At 45.6% G+C, this 22,184-nt stretch carries 34 protein-coding genes; all 34 read right to left on the reverse strand.

The window, feature by feature from the left end; translation table 11 throughout:
- Positions 1-276: 276 nt before the first annotated feature.
- The 34 genes from ORJ00_RS18540 to rpsG all read right to left on the reverse strand — a co-directional run bounded on the left by ORJ00_RS18540 (position 277) and on the right by rpsG (position 22,157).
- Positions 277-1,560, reverse strand: coding sequence for a serine hydrolase (locus ORJ00_RS18540; RefSeq protein WP_306127123.1), 1,284 nt, complete (start codon positions 1,558-1,560; stop codon positions 277-279).
- Between the two features lie 108 nt (positions 1,561-1,668).
- Positions 1,669-2,067: a 50S ribosomal protein L17 gene (gene rplQ / locus ORJ00_RS18545; protein ID WP_027672166.1), complete on the reverse strand. Its 399-nt coding sequence runs from the start codon at positions 2,065-2,067 to the stop codon at positions 1,669-1,671.
- 39 nt (positions 2,068-2,106) lie between these two features.
- Complete coding sequence (locus tag ORJ00_RS18550; RefSeq protein ID WP_027672165.1) at positions 2,107-3,096, reverse strand: DNA-directed RNA polymerase subunit alpha; 990 nt, start codon at positions 3,094-3,096, stop codon at positions 2,107-2,109.
- A 24-nt stretch (positions 3,097-3,120) separates the two neighbouring features.
- Positions 3,121-3,741, reverse strand: a complete 621-nt coding sequence (gene rpsD, locus ORJ00_RS18555; protein WP_027672164.1) for a 30S ribosomal protein S4 — start codon at positions 3,739-3,741, stop codon at positions 3,121-3,123.
- Positions 3,742-3,774: 33 nt separating this feature from the next.
- The gene (gene rpsK / locus ORJ00_RS18560) at positions 3,775-4,164 is read right to left on the reverse strand and encodes a 30S ribosomal protein S11 (RefSeq protein ID WP_027672163.1); all 390 of its coding nucleotides are present in this window, start codon (positions 4,162-4,164) and stop codon (positions 3,775-3,777) included.
- 11 nt (positions 4,165-4,175) lie between these two features.
- Positions 4,176-4,532, reverse strand: coding sequence for a 30S ribosomal protein S13 (gene rpsM / locus ORJ00_RS18565; RefSeq protein ID WP_027672162.1), 357 nt, complete (start codon positions 4,530-4,532; stop codon positions 4,176-4,178).
- Positions 4,533-4,666: 134 nt separating this feature from the next.
- On the reverse strand, positions 4,667-4,780 hold the full coding sequence (gene rpmJ / locus ORJ00_RS18570; protein WP_008950799.1) for a 50S ribosomal protein L36: 114 nt from the start codon (positions 4,778-4,780) through the stop codon (positions 4,667-4,669).
- 22 nt (positions 4,781-4,802) lie between these two features.
- Complete coding sequence (gene secY / locus ORJ00_RS18575; RefSeq protein ID WP_027672161.1) at positions 4,803-6,131, reverse strand: preprotein translocase subunit SecY; 1,329 nt, start codon at positions 6,129-6,131, stop codon at positions 4,803-4,805.
- Between the two features lie 15 nt (positions 6,132-6,146).
- Positions 6,147-6,581: a 50S ribosomal protein L15 gene (rplO, locus tag ORJ00_RS18580; protein ID WP_027672160.1), complete on the reverse strand. Its 435-nt coding sequence runs from the start codon at positions 6,579-6,581 to the stop codon at positions 6,147-6,149.
- Positions 6,582-6,584: 3 nt separating this feature from the next.
- Positions 6,585-6,767 (reverse strand): 50S ribosomal protein L30, encoded by a 183-nt coding sequence (gene rpmD, locus ORJ00_RS18585; RefSeq protein ID WP_027672159.1) that lies wholly within the window; start codon positions 6,765-6,767, stop codon positions 6,585-6,587.
- A 6-nt stretch (positions 6,768-6,773) separates the two neighbouring features.
- The gene (gene rpsE, locus ORJ00_RS18590; RefSeq protein ID WP_027672158.1) at positions 6,774-7,277 is read right to left on the reverse strand and encodes a 30S ribosomal protein S5; all 504 of its coding nucleotides are present in this window, start codon (positions 7,275-7,277) and stop codon (positions 6,774-6,776) included.
- A 9-nt stretch (positions 7,278-7,286) separates the two neighbouring features.
- Positions 7,287-7,637: a 50S ribosomal protein L18 gene (gene rplR / locus ORJ00_RS18595; protein WP_027672157.1), complete on the reverse strand. Its 351-nt coding sequence runs from the start codon at positions 7,635-7,637 to the stop codon at positions 7,287-7,289.
- A 9-nt stretch (positions 7,638-7,646) separates the two neighbouring features.
- Positions 7,647-8,180 (reverse strand): 50S ribosomal protein L6, encoded by a 534-nt coding sequence (gene rplF / locus ORJ00_RS18600; RefSeq protein WP_027672156.1) that lies wholly within the window; start codon positions 8,178-8,180, stop codon positions 7,647-7,649.
- A gap of 15 nt (positions 8,181-8,195) precedes the next feature.
- Positions 8,196-8,588: a 30S ribosomal protein S8 gene (gene rpsH / locus ORJ00_RS18605; RefSeq protein WP_027672155.1), complete on the reverse strand. Its 393-nt coding sequence runs from the start codon at positions 8,586-8,588 to the stop codon at positions 8,196-8,198.
- A gap of 21 nt (positions 8,589-8,609) precedes the next feature.
- Positions 8,610-8,915, reverse strand: a complete 306-nt coding sequence (gene rpsN / locus ORJ00_RS18610) for a 30S ribosomal protein S14 (protein WP_027672154.1) — start codon at positions 8,913-8,915, stop codon at positions 8,610-8,612.
- Positions 8,916-8,926: 11 nt separating this feature from the next.
- Positions 8,927-9,466 (reverse strand): 50S ribosomal protein L5, encoded by a 540-nt coding sequence (rplE, locus tag ORJ00_RS18615; RefSeq protein WP_027672153.1) that lies wholly within the window; start codon positions 9,464-9,466, stop codon positions 8,927-8,929.
- A 19-nt stretch (positions 9,467-9,485) separates the two neighbouring features.
- Positions 9,486-9,800: a 50S ribosomal protein L24 gene (gene rplX, locus ORJ00_RS18620; RefSeq protein ID WP_027672152.1), complete on the reverse strand. Its 315-nt coding sequence runs from the start codon at positions 9,798-9,800 to the stop codon at positions 9,486-9,488.
- A 9-nt stretch (positions 9,801-9,809) separates the two neighbouring features.
- Positions 9,810-10,178, reverse strand: coding sequence for a 50S ribosomal protein L14 (gene rplN, locus ORJ00_RS18625; protein ID WP_027672151.1), 369 nt, complete (start codon positions 10,176-10,178; stop codon positions 9,810-9,812).
- A gap of 165 nt (positions 10,179-10,343) precedes the next feature.
- Positions 10,344-10,598, reverse strand: coding sequence for a 30S ribosomal protein S17 (rpsQ, locus tag ORJ00_RS18630; protein WP_027672150.1), 255 nt, complete (start codon positions 10,596-10,598; stop codon positions 10,344-10,346).
- The gene (gene rpmC / locus ORJ00_RS18635) at positions 10,598-10,789 is read right to left on the reverse strand and encodes a 50S ribosomal protein L29 (RefSeq protein WP_008224486.1); all 192 of its coding nucleotides are present in this window, start codon (positions 10,787-10,789) and stop codon (positions 10,598-10,600) included. The genes rpsQ and rpmC overlap by 1 nt, the downstream gene beginning before the upstream one ends.
- A complete protein-coding gene (rplP, locus tag ORJ00_RS18640) occupies positions 10,789-11,202 on the reverse strand; it encodes a 50S ribosomal protein L16 (RefSeq protein WP_027672149.1) in 414 nt (137 codons plus the stop codon). Before rplP ends, rpmC begins: the two co-directional genes overlap by 1 nt.
- Positions 11,203-11,214: 12 nt before the next feature.
- Positions 11,215-11,928 (reverse strand): 30S ribosomal protein S3, encoded by a 714-nt coding sequence (gene rpsC / locus ORJ00_RS18645; RefSeq protein WP_027672148.1) that lies wholly within the window; start codon positions 11,926-11,928, stop codon positions 11,215-11,217.
- 9 nt (positions 11,929-11,937) lie between these two features.
- Entirely contained in the window at positions 11,938-12,270 is a 333-nt protein-coding gene (gene rplV / locus ORJ00_RS18650) for a 50S ribosomal protein L22 (RefSeq protein WP_019677721.1), read from the reverse strand.
- Positions 12,271-12,280: 10 nt separating this feature from the next.
- Positions 12,281-12,559: a 30S ribosomal protein S19 gene (rpsS, locus tag ORJ00_RS18655; protein ID WP_008950795.1), complete on the reverse strand. Its 279-nt coding sequence runs from the start codon at positions 12,557-12,559 to the stop codon at positions 12,281-12,283.
- A 16-nt stretch (positions 12,560-12,575) separates the two neighbouring features.
- Positions 12,576-13,400: a 50S ribosomal protein L2 gene (gene rplB / locus ORJ00_RS18660; protein ID WP_027672147.1), complete on the reverse strand. Its 825-nt coding sequence runs from the start codon at positions 13,398-13,400 to the stop codon at positions 12,576-12,578.
- Positions 13,401-13,416: 16 nt separating this feature from the next.
- Entirely contained in the window at positions 13,417-13,719 is a 303-nt protein-coding gene (gene rplW / locus ORJ00_RS18665) for a 50S ribosomal protein L23 (protein WP_027672146.1), read from the reverse strand.
- Positions 13,716-14,321: a 50S ribosomal protein L4 gene (gene rplD / locus ORJ00_RS18670; RefSeq protein ID WP_027672145.1), complete on the reverse strand. Its 606-nt coding sequence runs from the start codon at positions 14,319-14,321 to the stop codon at positions 13,716-13,718. Before rplD ends, rplW begins: the two co-directional genes overlap by 4 nt.
- Positions 14,322-14,339: 18 nt before the next feature.
- A complete protein-coding gene (rplC, locus tag ORJ00_RS18675; protein ID WP_027672144.1) occupies positions 14,340-14,978 on the reverse strand; it encodes a 50S ribosomal protein L3 in 639 nt (212 codons plus the stop codon).
- A gap of 29 nt (positions 14,979-15,007) precedes the next feature.
- Positions 15,008-15,319 carry a 30S ribosomal protein S10 gene (gene rpsJ / locus ORJ00_RS18680; protein WP_008899121.1) on the reverse strand — a complete coding sequence of 104 codons (312 nt, stop codon included), beginning with the start codon at positions 15,317-15,319 and terminating at the stop codon, positions 15,008-15,010.
- 223 nt (positions 15,320-15,542) lie between these two features.
- Entirely contained in the window at positions 15,543-16,403 is an 861-nt protein-coding gene (locus ORJ00_RS18685; RefSeq protein WP_027672143.1) for a phospholipase A, read from the reverse strand.
- A 14-nt stretch (positions 16,404-16,417) separates the two neighbouring features.
- Positions 16,418-18,157 (reverse strand): acyl-CoA dehydrogenase, encoded by a 1,740-nt coding sequence (locus ORJ00_RS18690; protein ID WP_306127126.1) that lies wholly within the window; start codon positions 18,155-18,157, stop codon positions 16,418-16,420.
- 163 nt (positions 18,158-18,320) lie between these two features.
- The gene (gene tuf, locus ORJ00_RS18695) at positions 18,321-19,505 is read right to left on the reverse strand and encodes an elongation factor Tu (protein ID WP_027672141.1); all 1,185 of its coding nucleotides are present in this window, start codon (positions 19,503-19,505) and stop codon (positions 18,321-18,323) included.
- 55 nt (positions 19,506-19,560) lie between these two features.
- A complete protein-coding gene (gene fusA, locus ORJ00_RS18700; protein WP_306127129.1) occupies positions 19,561-21,663 on the reverse strand; it encodes an elongation factor G in 2,103 nt (700 codons plus the stop codon).
- 23 nt (positions 21,664-21,686) lie between these two features.
- Positions 21,687-22,157, reverse strand: coding sequence for a 30S ribosomal protein S7 (rpsG, locus tag ORJ00_RS18705; RefSeq protein WP_027672433.1), 471 nt, complete (start codon positions 22,155-22,157; stop codon positions 21,687-21,689).
- Between the last annotated feature and the right edge of the window lie 27 nt (positions 22,158-22,184).

The following is a 22,184-nucleotide window of genomic DNA, read 5'->3' on the forward strand; positions in this document are numbered from 1 at the left end:
CTGATAAATTTCATTTTCGTGAAATCCATCATAAGTGCCCACACAGATGATTGATTGCTATTTGTTAAAGAGCGTGCACCAGAGTCAAACTCGATGATGCGAGGTTTTCACCTCAGTCAGACGTTTTCTGCTTTCGCTTGCTGCCGTCTGTGTGGTGCGCATTATAGAGATCGCAGCAAACTGATCAAGATCTTTTTTACAGAAATATGATCGTTCGAACACTTTTTGTGCAAAAACATATAAAACGTTGGTTTTCTGTATGTTATTTAAACGGATCTAGGGGGATTTACTGATGATCTTTTTAATATCGGTAAGATCTGGCCTAATAGGTTTAGCTCTGTTGAGTTCATATTGATATATGTAGTTACCTAACTCATTGAGAAACGGATATGCAACTTGTTTGGTTTCATATTGGTCATCGTTAAGGATGTCGTTTTTGTTAGTATAGATAACCGCTGTAAGAAAGAACTCTACCTGATTTTCTATATCGACAAAATAACCGCCGTCAACAATGTGTCCGTAAGCCCAACCGGTTTTGTTAAAAATACGAATATTAGCGGGAAGTGACTTCGGCTCACCGGCAAACATGAGGAATTTAGAATAATTGTCTGGAAACTGTTCTGTATTGTAACTCGGATAATCACTCTCTGACGGCAGCATAGACATATAACGCAAGACAAACTCTCTATCTTTGCTTGATAAAGCAAACTGCTGCTGTTTACTGAATAATTCCGGGAACACCAAACGCTTTATTACACCATCAAAATTAGCCAGACTCTGGCGGTTTTTTGCAGTGAAATCCATCGGTTGATCGATATAATTCCCATTATCGATATATCCTTTACCAAAAGTGGCTTCGGCTTTGTTGCGGAAAACGCTTACAGATTCCCTTGCTGGAAGCGCTAATAATAGAGTGTTATCTAAGCCGATAAATCGAATTGGATTGTATTGCCGGTTTTGCTGCTCCGTTAAAGATGTGCTTAAACGATGAGTAATCAAACTATTTGTTAAGCCTTTCTCTGCTAATTTAGCATTTATCCTTTCCTGGCCTAATAGTTCATATAACCGGTTACTGGCATCATTATCACTTACCAATAGTATTTTCTTAATATAATGCGCCATACTCGGTAATTTTGTCGCTGAAGTATCATCTATATGTGCGGCAGTTTGCCATGGCAGTGCGGCGTCGGTGAACATGGTAGTCTCAGTGGTAAGTTGCTCCACATTTTGCTCGTTCAGCCATTCAAGAGCAAGTAAAGCTATAGGCAGCTTTACTGAGCTGGCTGGATAGAAATACCGGTTCTCATCGACATTATATTGGTAGTAACTGAGGTGAGGTTTATTCTGTGTATCGCGATCTATTTGCGTATAAATTATTTGTACTTTGTAAGAGGCTGGATCCGCAAAAACTTTTTGTAGCATAGGATACGTATCAGGAACTTTGTTTAATAAAGATGAAAAGTTATGGCATGCCGAGGTAATGTTTAGTTGAAAGCAGTCAGCAAGTGCTGCAGGGACAAATAACAATGCATATATAATGTATAAACGAAATTTTTGCATAAACCATTACCTAATTAACTGAATAAAATAATCATATCGGTACTTGGTAGCAAAAACAAACAGACATAAAAAAGCCGGGCATAGCCCGGCTTTTTACTTAGGAGTAGCTTACTCTGCAGCAGTTTCTTCAACTGGCAGTGCATCCACTTCTGGACGATCTACTAACTCAATGTAAGCCATTGGTGCGTTGTCGCCTGCACGGAAGCCACACTTAAGAATACGAGTGTAACCACCTGGACGAGCGTTGTAACGCGGGCCCAAAACATTGAACAACAAACCAACTACTTCTTTATCACGAGTACGAGCAAAAGCAAGACGGCGGTTTGCAACGCTGTCATTCTTTGCCAGTGTGATCAATGGCTCAATCACACGACGTAACTCTTTTGCCTTTGGCAAAGTCGTTTTGATGATTTCGTGCTTCACCAACGAACTTGCCATATTGCGGAACATTGCCGTACGGTGGCTGCTGTTCCTGTTTAATTGACGACCACTCTTGCGATGGCGCATGATCTATTCCTTCTCACTAAACCAGAAACTGGTATCTGATTAGTCTTTATTTACCAGACTCGCTGGCGGCCAGTTCTCTAGGCGCATGCCAAGTGATAAACCGCGTGAAGCCAGCACGTCTTTGATTTCGGTAAGCGACTTTTTACCCAGGTTAGGTGTTTTAAGTAACTCAACCTCGGTACGCTGAACCAGATCACCAATGTACTGAATCTGCTCTGCCTTCAAGCAGTTAGCAGAACGAACTGTTAATTCCAAATCATCGACCGGACGTAACAGAATCGGATCAAACTCCGGCTTCTCTTCGCGCTTTTCCGGTTCGCTCTTATCACGCAGCTCTACGAAGAATTCTAGCTGTTCAGCTAAAATCGTTGCTGCGCGGCGAATGGCTTCCTCTGGCTCAACAGTGCCGTTGGTCTCCATATCGATAATCAGTTTGTCCAAATCAGTACGCTGTTCTACCCGCGCTGCTTCAACAGAATAAGCTATACGCTCAACCGGGCTGAAAGACGCATCCAGTAACAGACGACCAATAGGACGCTCGTCATCATCTGAGGACAAACGCGCTGATGCAGGCACATAACCACGACCACGTTCAACTTTCAGGCGCATACTGAATTCAGTTTCACCAGTCAGGTTGCAAATTACGTGCTCTGGGTTAGTAATAACCACACCGTCGCCATGCTGGATGTCTCCAGCAGTTACAGGGCCAGCACCTTTTTTCGTTAAAGTCAGCGTGACTTCATCTTTGTCTTCCAGGCGAACGGCAAGGCCTTTCAGGTTCAGAAGGATATCTATGATATCTTCCTGCACACCCTCTTTGGCACTGTACTCATGGAGCACGCCGTCTATTTCAACTTCAGTCACTGCACAACCTGGCATTGACGAAAGTAAAATACGACGTAGCGCGTTACCCAAGGTATGCCCGAAACCGCGCTCTAGTGGTTCCAAAGTAACTTTGGCACGAGTAGGGTTGATCTTTTCGATACCAACTAATCTCGGCTTAAGGAATTCGGTGACAGAACCCTGCATTGTACCCTCTCTTAACAATTAGCTTTACTTAGAGTAAAGCTCGACGATTAACTGTTCGTTGATGTCCGCAGACAAGTCTGAACGCTCTGGCAGACGTTTGAAAACGCCTTCAAGCTTCGTGTTGTCAACTTCGATCCAAGTTGGTTTCTCACGTTGTGCAGCTACTTCAAGCGCAGCGCCGATACGGGCTTGCTTTTTCGCTTTCTCACGAACAGAGATCACTTGTTCAGGTAATACTTTGTATGATGGAATGTTCAGCACTTGGCCATTAATCATAATAGCTTTGTGGCTAACCAATTGGCGTGCTTCTGCGCGCGTACTGGCCAGACCCATACGGTATACTACGTTGTCTAAACGTGACTCTAACAACGTTAACAGGTTTTCACCTGTATTACCTTTCAAACGAGCAGCTTCCTTGTAATAGTTACGGAACTGCTTTTCTAATACGCCATACATACGACGTACTTTTTGTTTCTCGCGTAACTGTAAACCATAGTCTGATAAGCGACCACGACGAGCGCCGTGCTGACCAGGTGCTGTGGTTAAGTTACACTTTGAATCGATTGCTCTAACGCCGCTCTTCAGGAACAGATCTGTACCTTCGCGACGACTTAGTTTGAGCTTAGGACCCAAATATCTTGCCATCTTCTTTCTCCAATAATCCGTGAAGCGCTGTAATTACACGCGACGTTTTTTAGGTGGACGGCATCCGTTGTGCGGAATAGGCGTCACGTCGGTGATATTTGTGATCTTGTAACCAGCGGCGTTCAGTGCACGAATCGCTGATTCGCGGCCTGGGCCAGGTCCATTCACAAACACTTCAAGGTTCTTAACACCATATTCCAGCGCAGCAGTACCTGCACGCTCTGCAGCTACCTGAGCAGCGAACGGAGTAGATTTACGTGAACCACGGAAACCTGAACCACCTGCAGTCGCCCAGCACAGTGCATTACCCTGACGATCAGTAATCGTCACGATGGTGTTGTTGAAAGAAGCATGGATATGAGCCATACCGTCAGAAACTTGCTTTTTTACCCGTTTACGAGTACGAACTGGTGCTTTAGCCATGTTGAATCACCTTATTTCTTAATCGCTTTACGTGGGCCCTTGCGGGTACGCGCATTAGTTTTAGTGCGCTGACCACGAACCGGCAGACTGCGACGGTGGCGAAGGCCACGGTAACAACCAAGGTCCATTAAACGCTTAATGTTTAATGTGATTTCACGACGCAAGTCACCTTCAACGGTGTATTTTGCAACTTCGTCACGAAGCGTATCTAGTTGTGCATCAGATAAAGACGCAATTTTAGTACTTTCTTCGATTCCCACTGCAGCTAAAATAGATTTAGCGCGGGTTTTACCGATACCATAAACATAGGTCAAAGAGATGACCGCATGCTTATTATCGGGGATGTTAATGCCAGCGATACGGGCCACTAACGTTCTCCTATAATAGAGTTTAAAGATGCCAATTTGAAAAGCCCGTAAGGATACTCAAATGGCGCTTATAATGCAAACGATAAAGGGGCTAAACCTATCGATTCAGCCCGCAATATCATTTTATTCTGCTATTAGCCTTGGCGCTGTTTATGCTTTGGCTCACTGCAAATTACGCGAACTACGTTATTACGCTTGATCACTTTGCAGTTACGGCAGATCTTCTTAACGGAAGCTCGTACTTTCATAACTTAACTCCGCAAATATATCTTAACGGCTATAGCCTTTAAGATTTGCCTTTTTAAGCACAGAATCATACTGATGAGACATCAGATGGGTCTGTACCTGTGCCATAAAGTCCATTATAACGACAACGATAATCAGCAGTGATGTACCACCGAAGTAGAACTGAACGTCCCACGCTACCATCATGAACTCAGGTACTAAACAGATAAAGGTAATGTATAGTGCGCCCGCTAGGGTTAACCGTGTCATCACTTTATCAATGTATTTTGATGTCTGTTCACCAGGTCTTATGCCAGGAATAAAGGCACCAGATTTTTTCAAGTTATCTGCTGTATCACGTGGGTTAAACACCAACGCAGTATAGAAGAAACAGAAGAAAATAATGGCCGCAGAGTATAACATCATATACAACGGTTGTCCCGGAGATAATGTTAACGCTAATTCCTGTAGGAAGTTAGCTACTACGCCTTCACCTGAGCCAAACCAACTGGCAATCGTTCCAGGAAACAGAATGATGCTAGAAGCAAATATTGGTGGAATTACACCAGCCATATTTACCTTTAATGGTAAATGGCTACTTTGCGCGGCAAACACCTGACGGCCCTGCTGACGCTTTGCATAATTGACCACAATCCGACGCTGGCCGCGTTCAAAAAACACCACAAACCAGGTAATCGCGATCACGATCACACCAATTGCAACTAACAGTAAAAAGTGCAAATCGCCTTGACGTGCCTGCTCTATCGTCTGGCCAATGGCAGACGGGAAGCCGGCAACAATACCGGTAAAGATTAGCAACGAAATACCGTTACCGATGCCGCGCTCTGTAATTTGCTCACCTAACCACATTAAAAACATGGTTCCAGTAACCAGACTGATTACTGCAGTGAAGTAAAATGCAAAGCCGGGGTTAATGACTAACCCTTGCATCATGTTTGGCAGACCAGTGGCAATACCAATAGCCTGTAACGTTGCTAAACCCAAAGTACCGTAGCGCGTCATCTGGTTAATTTTGCGCTTTCCAGCTTCACCTTCTTTTTTCAATTCTGCCATAGCGGGGTGAACCACCGTTAACAGCTGAACGATAATAGAGGCGGAGATGTAGGGCATAATACCCAACGCAAACACCGAAGCACGCTCAAGTGCGCCACCGCTGAACATGTTGAACATTTCAACGATGGTGCCCTTTTGTTGCTCGAATAACTGAGCCAGCACGGCGGCGTCAATTCCAGGAATTGGCACAAAGGAGCCTAGTCGAAACACGACTATGGCCAAAAGCACAAACAACAGGCGGGATTTCAGCTCGCTGAAACCGCCTTTTGCACTTCTTGAGTCCGAACCTGGTTTAGCCATCGCGTACTATCCTTATTATTCTTCGACTTTACCGCCAGCGGCTTCGATTGCTGCACGAGCGCCTTTAGTTGCACCTAAACCTTTAACGGTTACTGGACGAGTAATTTCGCCAGACAGGACAACTTTAGCAAACTTAACAGTACGAGAAATGATGTTAGCTTCCATCAGACTAGCTAAATCAACTACATCACCTTTCACTGCTGCAAGTTCATGCAAACGTACTTCAGCAGAAATCAATGACTTCTGTGAAGTGAAACCGAACTTAGGTAGACGTTGTTTCAGAGGCATTTGACCGCCTTCGAAACCAGGACGTACTTTACCACCTGAACGTGACTTCAAACCTTTGTGGCCACGACCAGCAGTTTTACCTAAGCCGGAGCCGATACCACGACCCACACGACGCTTGTCTTTCTTAGCACCAGGTGCCGGAGCAAGAGTATTTAATAACATCTGTTACTCCTCCACTTTAACCATGTAATACACAGCATTGATCATACCGCGAACTGAAGGTGTATCTTCAACTTCAACAGTATGGCCGATACGGCGTAAACCTAACCCAGTTAACGAGGCCTTATGCTTCGGTAAACGACCGATGCTTGACTTCGTTTGGGTTACTTTAATTGTCTTCTTCGCCATGGCAGATTACCCCAGAATGTCGTCAACGCGTAAACCGCGTTTAGCAGCTATTTGTGCTGGTGACTTTACAGACCCTAGTGCATTAATAGTTGCGCGAACTACGTTGATTGGGTTAGTTGAGCCGTAACACTTAGACAAAATGTTTTGTACACCAGCAACTTCAAGTACGGCGCGCATTGCACCACCGGCGATCAAGCCAGTACCTTCAGCAGCAGGCTGCATATAAACATTTGAACCTGAGTGAACACCACGAGTTGGGTGGTGTAACGTGTTACCGTTTAATTCAACTTGAGTCATGTTGCGACGTGCTTTTTCCATTGCTTTTTGAATAGCAGCTGGAACTTCACGTGCTTTACCATAACCAAAACCAACGCGACCATTACCGTCACCAACTACGGTCAAAGCGGTGAAGGAGAAAATCCGACCACCTTTTACAACTTTTGACACGCGGTTTACTGCAACAAGCTTCTCTTGTAAATCAGATTGTTGTTTAGCTTCTTCGTTAGCCATGAGCTACTCCTAGAACTGAAGACCGGCTTCACGCGCCGCGTCAGCCAAAGCTTGTACGCGACCATGATACTGGAAGCCACTGCGGTCAAAAGCACAAGCAGTAACGCCTTTGGCTACTGCGCGTTCGGCAATCGCTTTACCTACAGCCTTAGCAGCGTCTACGTTACCAGAGTACTTAAGTGATTCTTTAATTGAAGCTTCTAAAGTAGAAGCTGCAGCGATCACTTCAGCATTTGGTGCGATAAGCTGGGCGTAGATGTGACGTGGTGTACGGTGTACAACCAGGCGATTCGCACCTTGTTCGATAATATTTCTGCGGGTGCGTTTGGCACGGCGCAGACGAGCAAGTTTCTTATCCATCGTCCTACCCTACTTTTTCTTCGCTTCTTTACGACGCACGTTTTCATTTGCATAGCGTACACCTTTGCCTTTGTAAGGCTCTGGTTTACGGTATGCCCGGATGTTAGCGGCAACCTGACCAACTAATTGCTTGTCAGAACCTTTTACCAGTACTTCTGTCTGGGTTGGTGTTTCAATAGTGATACCGTTAGGTACCTGAAACACTACCGGGTGAGAGAAGCCAAGGCTCAGGTTTAATACTTTACCTTCTGCTTTAGCACGGTAACCAACACCGACCAGTTCCAGTTTCTGAGAGAAACCTTCAGTAACACCAGTAACTAAGTTGTTGATTAACGCACGGGCAGTTCCCGCTTGTGCGTTAGCATTGTCAAAACCATCGCGAGGAATGGTACGTAAAACGTTACCATCAACAACGATTTCAACTGCTGGGTTAACATCTAATGTTAACTCGCCGTTTTTGCCCTTAAATGACACTACCTGACCAGTTTGCGTTACAGTAACGCCTGCTGGAATAGTGACTGGGGCTTTAGCAACACGAGACATAGATTACTACCTCCGTTACGCTACGTAGCCGATGATTTCGCCACCGATACCAACCTTGCGCGCGGCACGGTCAGTCATTAGTCCTTTAGATGTTGACACGATGGCCACACCTAAACCGCCCATTACCTTAGGTAAATCGCCGCGTTTCTTGTAGATACGCAGACCAGGACGACTAACACGATCGATAGTTTCAATTACAGATTTGCCCTGGAAGTACTTTAACGTTACTTCCAGTTCTGGTTTTGACTCACCAGAAACCGCGAAATCAGCGATGTAACCTTCGTCTTTTAATACTTTCGCAATTGACACCTTCAATTTTGAAGATGGCATCTTAACCGCAACTTTATTGGCTGACTGGCCGTTGCGGATGCGAGTAAACATATCCGCTACTGGATCTTGCAAACTCATAGCTCGTTACTCCCGTGATTCTTACCAGCTAGCCTTACGAAGGCCAGGAATTTCACCGCGCATCGCCGCTTCACGGACCTTGATCCGGCTCATGCCGAATTTACGCAGGTAACCGTGTGGACGACCAGTTACACGACAACGATTACGTTGACGCGAAGGGCTTGAATCACGCGGCAACGTCTGTAACTTAAGAACGGCGGCCCAACGGTCTTCATCAGAAGTTGCTGGACTAGAAATCGCATCTCTCAGTTCATGACGCTTTGCAGCGAATTTGGCTACCAGTTGTGCACGCTTGAATTCACGCGCTTTCATTGATTGTTTTGCCATGACCCTACACCTTATTTCTTGAATGGGAAGTTAAACGCGGCAAGTAAAGCACGTCCTTCGTCATCGGTACGCGCGGTAGTCGTAATAGTGATATCTAAACCACGTACTGCGTCTACTTTGTCATAATCGATTTCTGGGAAAATGATTTGCTCACGTACACCCATGCTGTAGTTACCACGGCCATCGAATGATTTCGGGTTTACACCACGGAAATCACGAATACGCGGGATAGCTATAGAGACTAAACGCTCTAAGAATTCCCACATACGCTCGCCGCGCAGGGTCACTTTTGCGCCAATAGGGTAGCCTTCACGGATTTTGAAACCAGCGACTGACTTACGCGCCTTAGTAACCAGAGGTTTCTGGCCTGCAATAGCAGTTAAATCTGCTACAGCATTTTCAAGGATCTTTTTGTCAGCTACGGCTTCACCCACACCCATGTTGAGTGTGATTTTAACAATCCGAGGGACTTGCATGACGCTGGTGTAGCCGAACTGCTTAAACAGTTCTGGGACTACGGTGTCTTTGTAAATTTCATGCAGTTTCGCCATCGTATTACTCCAATAGCAATTAAATTACTTCGTTATTCGACTTGAAGAAACGAACTTTTTTGCCGTCTTCAAGGCGGAAACCTACACGATCTGCTTTACCCGATTTAGAGTTAAAGATCGCTACGTTTGAAACATGAATCGAGGCTTCTTTCTCAACGATACCACCTGGCTGGTTCAGAGCCGGTACAGGCTTCTGATGCTTTTTAACCAAGTTAACGCCGGAAACATAAACACGACCTTCAGCTACTAATACTTTAGTAACCTTACCGCGCTTACCTTTGTCCTTACCAGTAAGAACAACAACCTCATCATCACGACGGATTTTACTAGCCATGGTGACTCCTTACAGTACTTCTGGTGCCAGAGACACGATCTTCATAAACTTATCGCCACGAAGTTCACGTGTAACAGGCCCGAAAATACGAGTGCCGATCGGTTCCAGCTTGCTGTTTAACAACACTGCTGCATTGCGATCAAAACGGATCAAAGAACCGTCCTGACGGCGTACGCCTTTGCGTGTACGCACCACCACTGCATTTAGTACATCACCTTTTTTAACCTTACCGCGCGGAATTGCTTCCTTAACAGTAATTTTGATGATGTCACCAATTGCAGCATAACGGCGATGTGAACCACCTAAGACCTTAATACACATTACGCTGCGCGCGCCGCTGTTGTCTGCGACTTCCAGCATAGATTGCATCTGGATCATCTTAGTGCTCCGCTATTCTACTAAATAACCCTCACGGGTTACGCTGCTTACGATATAAACTACCCCCTGACAAGAGGGCGCGTGATTATAACAGCACTCTTACCAAAAAGGTAGCGCAAAATAAAAGCGGCTCCAAAAAGGAGCCGCTTTTGACATCTTAACGAATTAAGATGCTGATACGACTACAGCTACCAGGGTCCAAGACTTAGTCTTAGACAAAGGACGGCATTCACGAATAGTGACTACATCGCCTTCTTTACACTGATTAGTTTCGTCATGTACGTGCAGCTTGGTAGTACGCTTAATGAACTTCCCATAAATAGGATGTTTCACTGAACGTTCAATCGCAACAGTAATAGACTTGTCCATTTTGTTGCTGATTACTTTACCTTGCAGTGTACGAATATTTGTTTCAGTCATTACGCACCTGCCTTCTCGGTTAAGATGGTCTTAACGCGCGCGATATCACGACGCACCTGCTTAAATAAATGCGTTTGAGCTAACTGACCAGTAGCTAATTGCATGCGCAGGTTAAACTGCTCACGTAATAAGCCCAGTAGTTCAGCGTTTAACTCTTCAACGCTTTTCGCTTTTAATTCGCTGGCTTTCATCACATTACCGTCCGCGTTACAAAGGTTGTCTTAAATGGTAGCTTAGCGGCGGCAAGTGTAAATGCATGACGCGCTAACTCTTCAGACACACCGTCCATTTCGTACAGTACTTTGCCAGGTTTAATTTGGCATACCCAGTACTCAACAGAACCTTTACCACTACCCATACGTACTTCAAGCGGCTTAGCAGTGATTGGCTTGTCTGGGAACACACGGATCCAGATTTTACCAACACGCTTAACAGCGCGCGTCATAGCACGACGTGCAGATTCGATTTGACGTGAGGTCATTTGACCACGTTCTACAGATTTCAGTGCGTAAGTACCGAAAGATACTTTATCGCCAACCAAGGATAAACCACGGTTACGACCTTTGTGCACTTTACGAAATTTTGTACGTTTTGGTTGCAACATCGCTCAATACCCCTACTTTGCCTTACGTGCCGGTTTTTTCGGCGCTTTAGGCTGGTTGTTATTGTTGGCGTTGTTGGTGTTGTTGTTCAATGGCAGAGCTCCTAAGATCTCGCCTTTGAAAATCCACACTTTAACACCAATGATACCGTAAGTAGTTAAAGCTTCTGAGGTGTTGTAATCAATGTCTGCGCGCAGGGTGTGCAGTGGCACACGACCTTCACGATACCATTCATCACGGGCAATCTCAGCGCCGCCTAAACGACCACTCACCTGTACCTTGATACCTTTAGCGCCAATACGCATAGCGTTCTGAACCGCACGCTTCATAGCACGACGGAACATTACACGACGCTCTAACTGGCTGCTGATTGAATCAGCAACTAATTTGGCATCCAGCTCAGGCTTACGGATTTCAGAGATATTAATCTGCGCAGGTACGCCAGCGATGGCAGCGACTTGCTTACGGATTTTCTCAACATCTTCACCTTTTTTACCGATGATAACGCCTGGACGCGCTGTGTGAATAGTCACACGAATGCTTTTCGCAGGGCGTTCAATATCGATCCGGCTTACTGACGCTGCTTTAAGTTCTTTAGTCAGATACTGACGAACTTTATAATCACCGTTTAAGAAATCCGGGAAGTCTTTCGTATTCGCGAACCAGGTTGAGCTCCATGGCTTAGTGATACCTAGGCGAATACCATTAGGATGTACTTTCTGTCCCATTTCTATCTCCTAGTTATCAGCTACAACCACAGTGATGTGGCTGGTACGCTTAACGATACGGTCAGCACGACCTTTAGCACGTGGCTTGATGCGCTTCATAGACGGACCTTCATCAATGAAGATCGTCTTAACTTTAAGCGTATCAATATCCGCACCTTCATTGTGCTCCGCGTTAGCAATGGCTGATAAAAGTACCTTTTTGACTAACTCAGCAGCTTTCTTCGGGCTGTAAGTTAATACATTCAACGCCTTATCTACCGACAATCCACGAACCTGGTCAGCAACCAGACGCGTTTTTTGAGCAGAAGAACGGGCAAATTTGTGTTTAGCTAATGCTTGCATCATTTACCCCTTAGCGCTTCTTGGCCTTTTTGTCGGCTGCATGACCACGGTAGGTACGAGTAGGTGCAAATTCACCTAACTTGTGACCAATCATCTCTTCCGAGACGAACACAGGTACATGTTGACGACCATTATGGACAGCGATGGTCAAACCGATCATATCAGGTATGATCATTGAACGACGGCTCCAAGTCTTAATAGGCTTCTTGTCACCGCTTTCCAACGCTTTCTCTACCTTCTTCAGCAAGTGAAGGTCAATAAATGGACCTTTCTTGAGAGAACGTGGCATGGCAATTCCTCACAAATTATTTATCACGACGACGTACGATAAGTTTATCAGTACGCTTGTTTGAACGAGTTTTGTAACCCTTCGTTGGTACGCCCCATGGAGATACAGGGTGACGACCACCAGAAGTTTTACCTTCACCACCACCGTGTGGGTGATCAACCGGGTTCATTACCACACCACGTACGGTTGGGCGAATGCCACGCCAGCGCATAGCACCAGCTTTACCGTATTGACGTAACATATGTTCCGCGTTGCCGATCTCACCGATAGTCGCGCGACAATCTGCTAATACTTTGCGTACTTCGCCACTGCGTAAACGCAGAGTAACGTACTCACCGTCACGAGCCAGAATCTGTACAAATGCGCCAGCAGAACGAGCTAACTGACCACCTTTACCTGGTTTCATTTCGATGTTATGTACTACCTGACCCACTGGAATGTTGCGCAGTGGCAGCGTGTTACCGGCTTTGATTGGTGATTCCATACCTGAAACCACTGTATCACCCGCTTTCAAGCCTTTAGGGGCCAGAATGTAACGACGCTCGCCGTCTGCATATAACACCAATGCGATGTTTGCAGTACGGTTTGGATCGTACTCTAAACGCTCAACTTTGGCCGGAATGCCATCTTTGTTGCGTTTGAAGTCAACTAAACGGTAATGCTGCTTGTGACCACCACCGATATGACGGGTAGTGATGCGACCGTTGTTGTTACGACCACCAGTTTTTGAATTTTTTTCTAACAAAGGGGCATAAGGCTTGCCTTTGTACAGGTCTGGGTTAACCACTTTTAATACGTGGCGACGACCTGGTGACGTAGGTTTACACTTTACAAGTGCCATTTCCTAACTCCTCTTCTTACTCAGCGCCGCCAACGAAATCGATTTCGCTGCCTTCTTTAAGAGTCACGTAAGCTTTTTTCCAATCGCTACGCTTGCCCATACGCGCACCAGTGCGCTTGGTCTTACCCTTAACGTTAACAGTACGCACACCAACGACTTCAGTTTCGAACAGTTTTTCAACTGCTGCTTTAACATCAGCTTTAGTCGCAGTAGTGGCTACCTTGAAAACGACTGTATTGTGTTTTTCAGCAGACACGGTGCTCTTTTCAGATACGTGTGGTGCCAAAATAACTTTCAGTAAACGTTCTTCGCGGATCATGCTAAAAGCTCCTCAAGTTGCTTAACTGCAGCAGCAGTCATTAACACTTTGTCGAATGCGATTAAGCTGACCGGGTCGATACCGTGTACGTCACGCACGTCAACCTTGTACAGGTTACGTGCAGATAAGAACAGGTTCTCATCCACTTCGTTAGTCACAATTAACACGTCTTTCAAGTCCATTGATTTTAACTTTGCAGTCAAATCTTTGGTCTTAGGCGTATCAACGGCGAAATTTTCAACCACGATTAAACGCTCTTGACGAACTAATTCTGACAGGATGCTTTGAATCGCACCACGGTACATTTTACGGTTTACTTTCTGGCTGTGATCTTGTGGCTTAGCCGCAAATGTAACACCGCCTCCGCGCCAGATTGGGCTACGGATTGTACCAGCACGCGCACGGCCAGTACCTTTTTGACGCCATGGCTTCTTGCCGCCACCGCGTACTTCAGAACGTGTTAACTGAGCGCGGGTACCCTGACGGGCGCCGGCAGCATAAGCTACAACGACCTGATGAACCAAAGCTTCATTAAACTCACGTCCAAAGGTAGCTTCGGAAACTTCAAGAACGCCTTGAGCGTCTCGTAATGCTAATTCCATCACTTATCTCCTCAGACGTTAGCTTTTAACAGCTGGTTTAACGATTACGTCACCACCGATAGCGCCAGGTACTGCACCTTTTACTAACAGCAGGTTACGTTCTGCGTCTACACGAACCACTTCAAGTGATTGCACAGTTACGCGCTCAGCACCCAAGTGACCAGCCATTTTTTTACCCTTGAATACTTTACCTGGTGATTGGTTCTGACCAATTGAACCTGGTGCACGGTGTGACAAAGAGTTACCGTGAGTAGCATCCTGAGTACGGAAATTCCAGCGCTTAACAGCACCAGCAAAACCCTTACCTTTTGATGTGCCAGACACATCAACTTTTTTCGCTTCTGCGAAAATCTCAACCGTAATTTCGCTGCCGACAGTGATGTCAGCACCTTCGTTATCTGCCAGGCGGAATTCCCACAGACCACGACCAGCGTCTACACCAGCTTTTGCAAACTGACCTGCATCTGGTTTGCTCAGGCGACTTGCCTTTACAGTACCAGCAGTCACTTGTAATGCGCTGTAACCGTTCGTTTCTGCTGTCTTAACAGCAGTTACACGGTTTGGTGTCGCTTCGATTACGGTTACTGGAATTGAAACGCCGTCTTCAGTGAAGATGCGAGTCATTCCCACTTTACGACCGACTAGACCGATAGCCATTTCCTAAACCCCTCTATAAACCTGTCTGATTAGCCCAGGCTGATTTGAACGTCAACGCCAGCAGGCAAGTCTAAACGCATCAGCGCATCAACAGTTTTTTCTGTTGGCTCAACGATGTCGATTAAACGCTTGTGGGTACGGATTTCGTACTGATCACGTGCATCTTTATTTACGTGAGGAGAAATCAATACAGTGAAACGTTCCTGGCGGGTAGGAAGTGGAATAGGACCACGAACCTGTGCGCCCGTACGCTTAGCTGTGTCAACGATTTCCATAGTTGACTGATCGATCAAACGGTGATCGAACGCTTTCAGACGGATGCGAATCCTTTGATTACTCATGTATTCAAAGCCTCAAAGAGCAAAAAGAGCAAAAATAAACACAAGCAATCCAACCCAAAAAGGGGGATGCCCATGCACCAAAGTTACGTTTGCTCCCCAATCGGGAGCACTGTAAGCGTTAAATAACTTAATATGTTACCTAACGAGCCAGTCAGAATTGTATCGACTGGCCGCGCATTATACTGAAATCAACAGATAACGCAAGCATTGCTTAAATAATGCACTACAAAATGTCATTAAGTTCAAAACCTATGCCAAAACGAGTGGTAGAACGATTATAGTCGATGAGGCTTTCGCCGTAACCATTAAAAAACTCAGCATATAAACGGATATGTTTATTAAATGGTCGAGAATACGATAAGCGCAATGCCCCCTTATTTTCACTACGTAAATTGTTTCTTAGCATCATTCGCCAGGTTGCTTGGTCCTGTTTGTACGCAGCAGACAGCTCAAACCACCCCATATATTGGGTAATATCGGGGTTGTCATCACCTTTGGGGTCTTGCGGTGTATCTTTAGGATCTTCCTTAAATCGATACCAGGGTTCAAAATTAATAAACACATTACCCACTGATGTAACCCAGCTCAGCTTCAAGCGGTTCCAACTACGCGATAGCTCACCTGCGCGACCATTTGACTGATGCGATAGGCTAAGGCTAATGATACGGCTGGCTGCTTCCTCGTAATTCTTATAATGCGGTAGCATCAGGATAAGCTCTGGTTCATAGTTGTTTTCACGAAACGGAGACGAAACGTCACTGTTATAGGCTTGCCAATAGGCCTGTTGGCTAAAAGCAAAAAACAGATAGCCTTTATCTTTATAAATTTTGGTGATTAAAGGTGTTTTCAGACTCAGTTGAAATTTCGCTTCAATATTACTAGAAGGCGCACTGTCACCATCTCGTTCCAAAGTAGAAGCAATACCATCTACATACGTAAATGGCATCAGATAGTTATTTTTATGCGGTAGCAGTGTAAACGGTGTATAAGTGTCCCACTGCTCGGCTTTCATCCTTTTGTCCAGGGCGTCTGCAGCAGAAACAGAAAACGCAAACAAACACGCCAACCCGACCAAAAATCTCATAGTTGTCCTAAGTACTAAAATTGTTCAACGGTTAACTTATCAACTAACGCTGAATCATGCCTTAATAATGATAGTAAACCATCAACTTTAGGCAGTACCCGCGTGAAGAAATAAGCAGCTGTATATTGTTTAGCTGTAATAAACGTACTGCTGTGAACCTCTACTTTCAACGCTGCAAGGTTTTTGTACCACATATAACCATAGAGAATGTAAGAAACAAGCGCCAAAAAGTCACAAGCATTAGCACTTTGCGCTCTGCTATCCTGAGCTATCACTGCTTTGGTTAACTGTACCAGCTGATCAATGTAACTTGTTAATGATATCGTTATATCTATAGGTTGCGCCAAGATGTCTTGTTTAATTTCGGCTAGTAATTTTAATAGCGCATCACCTTTGTCTGCAGCCACTTTTCGCAACATAAAATCGGCAGCCTGAATACCGTTCGTTCCTTCATATATTTGCGCAATCCTAACATCGCGTACCAGCTGTTCCATGCCCCACTCTTTAACGTAACCGTGCCCGCCAAAAACCTGCTGGGCAATGACACACGAATCAAAACCTTGATCTGTCATAAATGCCTTGGCAATCGGTGTGAGTAAGTTGGCACGCTGTGCAGATTGCTGACAGTTGTCGTATTTTGCCTTGTCTAACAATGACGCAACCCAGGTAGCAAAGGTACGACCGGCTTCATTCATCGCTTTTATATTTAGCAGCATACGACGAACATCAGCATGACCAAGGATGGACTCGGCTTTGTTTGGATCTTTTTCGCTAATACGACCTTGCAAGCGGTCTTTTGCATAGCTGACGGCATTTTGATACGCGCGCTCTGCCGCACCTAAGCCTTGGCTGCCCATGGATAACCGCTCGTAGTTCATCATGGTGAACATACAGGCCAATCCACGATGTGGTTCGCCGATGAGGTAGCCTCTTGCGTCATCAAAATTTAGTACGCAGGTTGCTGAGCCATTGATACCCATTTTGTGTTCTATAGACCCAACCGTTACCTTGTTGCGCTCGCCAGCTTGGCCACTAGCGTCAGGTAAATATTTCGGCACGAGAAACAAAGAAATTCCGCGACTACCAGCGGGCGCATCAGGCAGTTTAGCAAGCACTAAATGCACAATGTTGCTGGTTAATTCGTGTTCACCGGCCGTGATAAAGATTTTACTGCCTGTAATCTGATAACTGCCGTCGTCTGTGGGTTTGGCTACTGTACGCATAATACCGAGATCTGAGCCGGCATGCGACTCTGTCAAACACATTGTACCGGACCACTCACCACTATACATCTTAGGCAGGTATGTCTTTTTTGTTGCTTCATCAGCGTGCTGTAGCAAAGCGACACAAGCGCCGGCCGTTAACCCGGGATAGAGCGAAAAAGCGATATCTGCACTACAAAGCATTTCATCAACCATCATAGATAATGCCTTTGGCATCCCCATGCCGCCAAATTCTGCATCACCGCTAAGGCCTGTCCAGCCTCCTTCACTAAGACTTTTATAAGCCGTGTGATAATGTTCTGGTAGTAACACTTTGCCATTAACCAATTTGGCACCTACTGTATCGGCGCTACTGGCGAATGGTGCAATTTGTTGTTCACAAATCTTCGCCGCTTCTTCTAGGATTGCTTTGGCTGTGTCCGCTTCAATGAGATCTGCCAACTGAGATTGCTGTTGCCAGTATTGATCTAACTGCCAAACATCGAAAAGGTTAAAATATATATCATTTAGTGGGGCTTGGTATTGGCTCATGTTGACTGCCTCTCAAACTGGACGGATGAGTTAAAGCATGGCACAGGTTTTACTTTCAAACAAGTGTTTGAATAATGAATACGCTTATGACTTAGCGTCTTTTTCGACAAAATTTAGGCAAAAAAAAAGGCCCCAACGGAGCCTTTTTTCATCAATCACTTAATTAAGCGATGATTTTTGATACTACACCAGCACCAACTGTACGGCCGCCTTCACGGATTGCGAAGCGTAAACCTTCGTCCATCGCGATTGGGCAAATCAGTTCAACAACAAACTTCAGGTTGTCGCCTGGCATTACCATCTCTACGCCTTCTGGCAATTCAACTGCGCCAGTTACGTCTGTGGTACGGAAGTAGAACTGTGGACGGTAGCCTTTGAAGAATGGTGTATGACGACCACCTTCTTCTTTTGACAATACGTACACTTCGCCTTCGAACTTAGTGTGTGGCTTGATTGAACCTGGCTTAGCAAGTACCTGACCACGTTCTACGTCTTCACGCTTAGTACCACGTAACAACGCACCAATGTTCTCGCCTGCACGACCTTCGTCTAACAGCTTACGGAACATCTCAACACCTGTACACGTCGTCGCTACAGTGTCTTTGATACCTACGATTTCTACTGTCTCACCAACTTTTACAATACCCTGCTCTACACGGCCTGTTACTACAGTACCGCGACCAGCAATTGAGAATACGTCTTCAATTGGCATGATGAACGGCTTATCAATAGCACGTACCGGCTCTGGGATGTACGTATCTAACGCTTCACCCAACTCGATGATTTTCTTTTCCCACTCTGCATCGCCTTCCAGGCCTTTCAGCGCTGAACCACGAATTACTGGTAAGTCATCACCCGGGAAGTCGTAGTCTGAAAGAAGCTCACGCACTTCCATTTCTACCAGCTCTAACAGCTCTTCGTCATCTACCATGTCACACTTGTTCATGAACACGATGATGTAAGGTACGCCTACCTGACGTGACAACAGGATGTGCTCACGTGTTTGTGGCATCGGGCCGTCTGTCGCCGCTACTACCAGAATCGCGCCGTCCATCTGAGCAGCACCAGTGATCATGTTTTTAACATAGTCAGCGTGGCCTGGGCAGTCTACGTGTGCGTAGTGACGTGTTGGCGTGTCATATTCAACGTGTGACGTGTTGATTGTGATACCACGTGCTTTTTCTTCTGGCGCTTTGTCAATCTGGTCGAATGCAAATGCCTGACCGCCGTATGTCTTAGCCAGTACGTTGGTGATTGCTGCAGTTAAGGTAGTTTTACCGTGGTCAACGTGACCAATGGTGCCTACGTTTACGTGCGGTTTTACTCGTTCAAATTTAGCCTTAGCCATGAATAGACCCTTCTTTATTTAATTGCGGCCTGCCTAAGCAGGCCATACTAAGTTATTAATATGCTTTACGCGCAGCGATGATAGCTTCTGTAACGTTGTTAGGGGCCTCAGAATAATTCAATGGTTCCATTGAATATGAAGCGCGACCCTGACTTAACGAACGCATGTTGGTTGCATAACCAAACATTTCAGATAGCGGAACGTGCGCATCAACGATTTTGATACCACCAGGTGCATCTTCCATACCGTTGATAATACCGCGACGACGGTTCAAGTCACCAACAATATCACCCATGAAGTCGTCTGGTGTCACCACCTCAACTTTCATGATAGGTTCAAGAATAACTGGCTTGGCTTGCAGTGCACCTTTTTTGAAGCCCATCGACGCAGCAATTTTAAATGCCATTTCGTTTGAGTCAACATCGTGGTACGAACCGTCAAACACCGTAACTTTAACGTCAATTACCGGGTAGCCAGCAAGAACACCGTTTTTCATTTGTTCTTGTATGCCTTTATCGATTGCCGGGATGTATTCTTTTGGAATAACACCACCAATCACAGCATTCACGAACTCGTAACCAGCGCCTTCTTCCTGCGGCTCAATCTTAAGCCAGCAGTGACCAAACTGACCACGACCACCAGACTGACGTACAAACTTACCTTCAACTTCTGTTACCGCTCGCAGTGTTTCGCGGTAAGAAACCTGTGGTTTACCCACGTTTGCTTCTACTTTGAACTCACGACGCATACGGTCAACGATAATATCCAGGTGAAGTTCACCCATGCCAGAAATTATAGTCTGGCCGGACTCTTCATCAGTATGTACACGGAAAGAAGGATCTTCAGCAGCCAGTTTACCTAGCGCGATACCCATTTTTTCCTGATCAGCTACAGTTTTTGGCTCAACCGCCACAGAGATAACCGGTTCTGGAAACTCCATGCGCTCTAGCGTGATAATGTGCTCAGGTGAGCATAGAGTATCACCTGTGGTTACGTCTTTAAAACCTATACCGGCAGCGATATCACCAGCACAAACTTCTTTGATTTCTTCACGGGCATTAGCATGCATCTGTACGATACGTCCAATGCGCTCTTTCTTCATTTTAATCGGGTTATATACCGTGTCACCTGACTTGATAACGCCGGAATAAACGCGGAAGAATGTAAGCGTACCCACGAATGGATCAGTTGCGATTTTGAAAGCCAGAGCGGAAAACGGTTCTTCGTCATCTGAATGACGCTCCCCTTCCGACTCGTCTTCGTTAATACCCGTAATGGCTTTTACTTCCGTCGGTGATGGCAAGTAATAAATTACATTGTCCAACATTGCCTGGACGCCTTTATTTTTAAAGGCAGAGCCGCACATTACCAATACCACTTCATTACGTAGTGTTAAATCACGTAGCGCTTGGCGAATTTCATCTTCAGAAAATTCCTCGCCATCTAAATAGCGCTCCATTAACTCTTCGCTGGCTTCCGCAGCAGCTTCGATCATGTTCTGACGCCACAAATGACTCTCTTCAGCCATATCAGCTGGAATGTCTTCGTAGGTAAACGTCATACCCTGATCTTCCATGTTCCAGTTGATGGCTTTCATTTTAACGAGGTCGATAACGCCTCTGAAATCATCTTCAGCACCAATAGGTAACTGAATTGGAACTATGGTGCTGTTTAATCTGGTTTGCGCCTGTTTAACCACGCGCAAGAAATTTGCACCAGTACGATCCATCTTATTTACGAAGATCATCCGCGGCACTTCATACTTATTGGCTTGACGCCAAACCGTCTCAGTTTGCGGTTGCACACCCGATGATCCACACAGAACGACAACTGCACCATCAAGTACGCGCAACGAGCGCTCTACTTCGATGGTGAAGTCAACGTGACCTGGGGTATCAATCAAGTTGATACGATGCTGTTCAAATTGCTGCTGCATCCCAGACCAGAATGTAGTAGTTGCAGCAGACGTGATAGTAATACCACGCTCCTGCTCCTGCTCCATCCAATCCATTGTTGCAGCACCGTCATGAACCTCACCAATCTTGTGAGAGCGGCCCGTGTAAAACAATACGCGCTCGGACGTAGTGGTTTTACCCGCATCTACGTGCGCACAAATACCAATGTTACGGTAGCGTTCTATTGGGGTTGTACGTGCCACAATTAATCCTCTTTAAGCAAAGCTTACCAGCGGAAATGCGCGAACGCTTTGTTCGCTTCAGCCATACGGTGAACGTCTTCACGTTTCTTAACCGCAGAACCTTTGTTATCAACAGCATCAAGCATTTCACCAGCTAAACGCTGAGCCATTGATTTTTCACCACGTTTACGGGCAGCTTCAACCAACCAACGCATAGCAAGGGCATTACGACGTACAGGACGTACTTCACATGGTACCTGGTAGGTAGAACCACCAACACGACGTGACTTAACTTCAACTGTAGGACGAATGTTGTCCAATGCTACTTCAAAAATGTCTAAATGTTCTTTCTTAGACTTGGTAGCTGCTAATTCTAATGCGCCGTATACAATTGATTCGGCAGTAGATTTTTTACCGTCGACCATAACGACGTTTACAAACTTGGCAAGTAACTCACTTCCGAACTTAGGATCTGGAAGAATTTTACGTTGACCTATGACGCGTCTTCTTGGCATTCGTAACTCCGATTGCTTCAGGTGATT

The sequence above is a fragment of the Rheinheimera baltica genome, assembly GCF_030731985.1.
Taxonomy (GTDB): domain Bacteria; phylum Pseudomonadota; class Gammaproteobacteria; order Enterobacterales; family Alteromonadaceae; genus Alishewanella; species Alishewanella baltica.

Bases quoted from the DNA above. Each gene is read 5' to 3' on its own strand.
- rpsH (WP_027672155.1), bottom strand. From the start codon at position 8,588: ATGAGTTTGCAAGATCCAGTAGCGGATATGTTTACTCGCATCCGCAAC.
- rpsG (WP_027672433.1), bottom strand. From the start codon at position 22,157: ATGCCAAGAAGACGCGTCATAGGTCAACGTAAAATTCTTCCAGATCCT.
- rplN (WP_027672151.1), bottom strand. From the start codon at position 10,178: ATGATCCAGATGCAATCTATGCTGGAAGTCGCAGACAACAGCGGCGCG.
- secY (WP_027672161.1), bottom strand. From the start codon at position 6,131: ATGGCTAAACCAGGTTCGGACTCAAGAAGTGCAAAAGGCGGTTTCAGC.
- rpmJ (WP_008950799.1), bottom strand. From the start codon at position 4,780: ATGAAAGTACGAGCTTCCGTTAAGAAGATCTGCCGTAACTGCAAAGTG.
- rplV (WP_019677721.1), bottom strand. From the start codon at position 12,270: ATGCAAGCATTAGCTAAACACAAATTTGCCCGTTCTTCTGCTCAAAAA.
- rplW (WP_027672146.1), bottom strand. From the start codon at position 13,719: ATGATCCGCGAAGAACGTTTACTGAAAGTTATTTTGGCACCACACGTA.
- rplP (WP_027672149.1), bottom strand. From the start codon at position 11,202: ATGTTGCAACCAAAACGTACAAAATTTCGTAAAGTGCACAAAGGTCGT.
- rpsN (WP_027672154.1), bottom strand. From the start codon at position 8,915: ATGGCAAAACAATCAATGAAAGCGCGTGAATTCAAGCGTGCACAACTG.
- rpsS (WP_008950795.1), bottom strand. From the start codon at position 12,559: ATGCCACGTTCTCTCAAGAAAGGTCCATTTATTGACCTTCACTTGCTG.
- ORJ00_RS18690 (WP_306127126.1), bottom strand. From the start codon at position 18,157: ATGAGCCAATACCAAGCCCCACTAAATGATATATATTTTAACCTTTTC.
- rplX (WP_027672152.1), bottom strand. From the start codon at position 9,800: ATGGCTAGTAAAATCCGTCGTGATGATGAGGTTGTTGTTCTTACTGGT.
- rpmD (WP_027672159.1), bottom strand. From the start codon at position 6,767: ATGGCGAAGAAGACAATTAAAGTAACCCAAACGAAGTCAAGCATCGGT.
- rpsK (WP_027672163.1), bottom strand. From the start codon at position 4,164: ATGGCTAAAGCACCAGTTCGTACTCGTAAACGGGTAAAAAAGCAAGTT.
- ORJ00_RS18550 (WP_027672165.1), bottom strand. From the start codon at position 3,096: ATGCAGGGTTCTGTCACCGAATTCCTTAAGCCGAGATTAGTTGGTATC.
- rplR (WP_027672157.1), bottom strand. From the start codon at position 7,637: ATGGATAAGAAACTTGCTCGTCTGCGCCGTGCCAAACGCACCCGCAGA.
- rpmC (WP_008224486.1), bottom strand. From the start codon at position 10,789: ATGAAAGCCAGCGAATTAAAAGCGAAAAGCGTTGAAGAGTTAAACGCT.
- tuf (WP_027672141.1), bottom strand. From the start codon at position 19,505: ATGGCTAAGGCTAAATTTGAACGAGTAAAACCGCACGTAAACGTAGGC.
- rplQ (WP_027672166.1), bottom strand. From the start codon at position 2,067: ATGCGCCATCGCAAGAGTGGTCGTCAATTAAACAGGAACAGCAGCCAC.
- rpsC (WP_027672148.1), bottom strand. From the start codon at position 11,928: ATGGGACAGAAAGTACATCCTAATGGTATTCGCCTAGGTATCACTAAG.
- rpsJ (WP_008899121.1), bottom strand. From the start codon at position 15,319: ATGAGTAATCAAAGGATTCGCATCCGTCTGAAAGCGTTCGATCACCGT.
- rplD (WP_027672145.1), bottom strand. From the start codon at position 14,321: ATGGAATTAGCATTACGAGACGCTCAAGGCGTTCTTGAAGTTTCCGAA.
- rplE (WP_027672153.1), bottom strand. From the start codon at position 9,466: ATGGCGAAACTGCATGAAATTTACAAAGACACCGTAGTCCCAGAACTG.
- ORJ00_RS18540 (WP_306127123.1), bottom strand. From the start codon at position 1,560: ATGCAAAAATTTCGTTTATACATTATATATGCATTGTTATTTGTCCCT.
- rpsQ (WP_027672150.1), bottom strand. From the start codon at position 10,598: ATGACTGAAACAAATATTCGTACACTGCAAGGTAAAGTAATCAGCAAC.
- rplC (WP_027672144.1), bottom strand. From the start codon at position 14,978: ATGGCTATCGGTCTAGTCGGTCGTAAAGTGGGAATGACTCGCATCTTC.
- ORJ00_RS18685 (WP_027672143.1), bottom strand. From the start codon at position 16,403: ATGAGATTTTTGGTCGGGTTGGCGTGTTTGTTTGCGTTTTCTGTTTCT.
- rplF (WP_027672156.1), bottom strand. From the start codon at position 8,180: ATGTCTCGTGTTGCTAAAGCCCCAGTCACTATTCCAGCAGGCGTTACT.
- rplO (WP_027672160.1), bottom strand. From the start codon at position 6,581: ATGTTATTAAATACTCTTGCTCCGGCACCTGGTGCTAAGAAAGACAAG.
- rpsD (WP_027672164.1), bottom strand. From the start codon at position 3,741: ATGGCAAGATATTTGGGTCCTAAGCTCAAACTAAGTCGTCGCGAAGGT.
- rpsE (WP_027672158.1), bottom strand. From the start codon at position 7,277: ATGGCTAACGAAGAAGCTAAACAACAATCTGATTTACAAGAGAAGCTT.
- rplB (WP_027672147.1), bottom strand. From the start codon at position 13,400: ATGGCACTTGTAAAGTGTAAACCTACGTCACCAGGTCGTCGCCACGTA.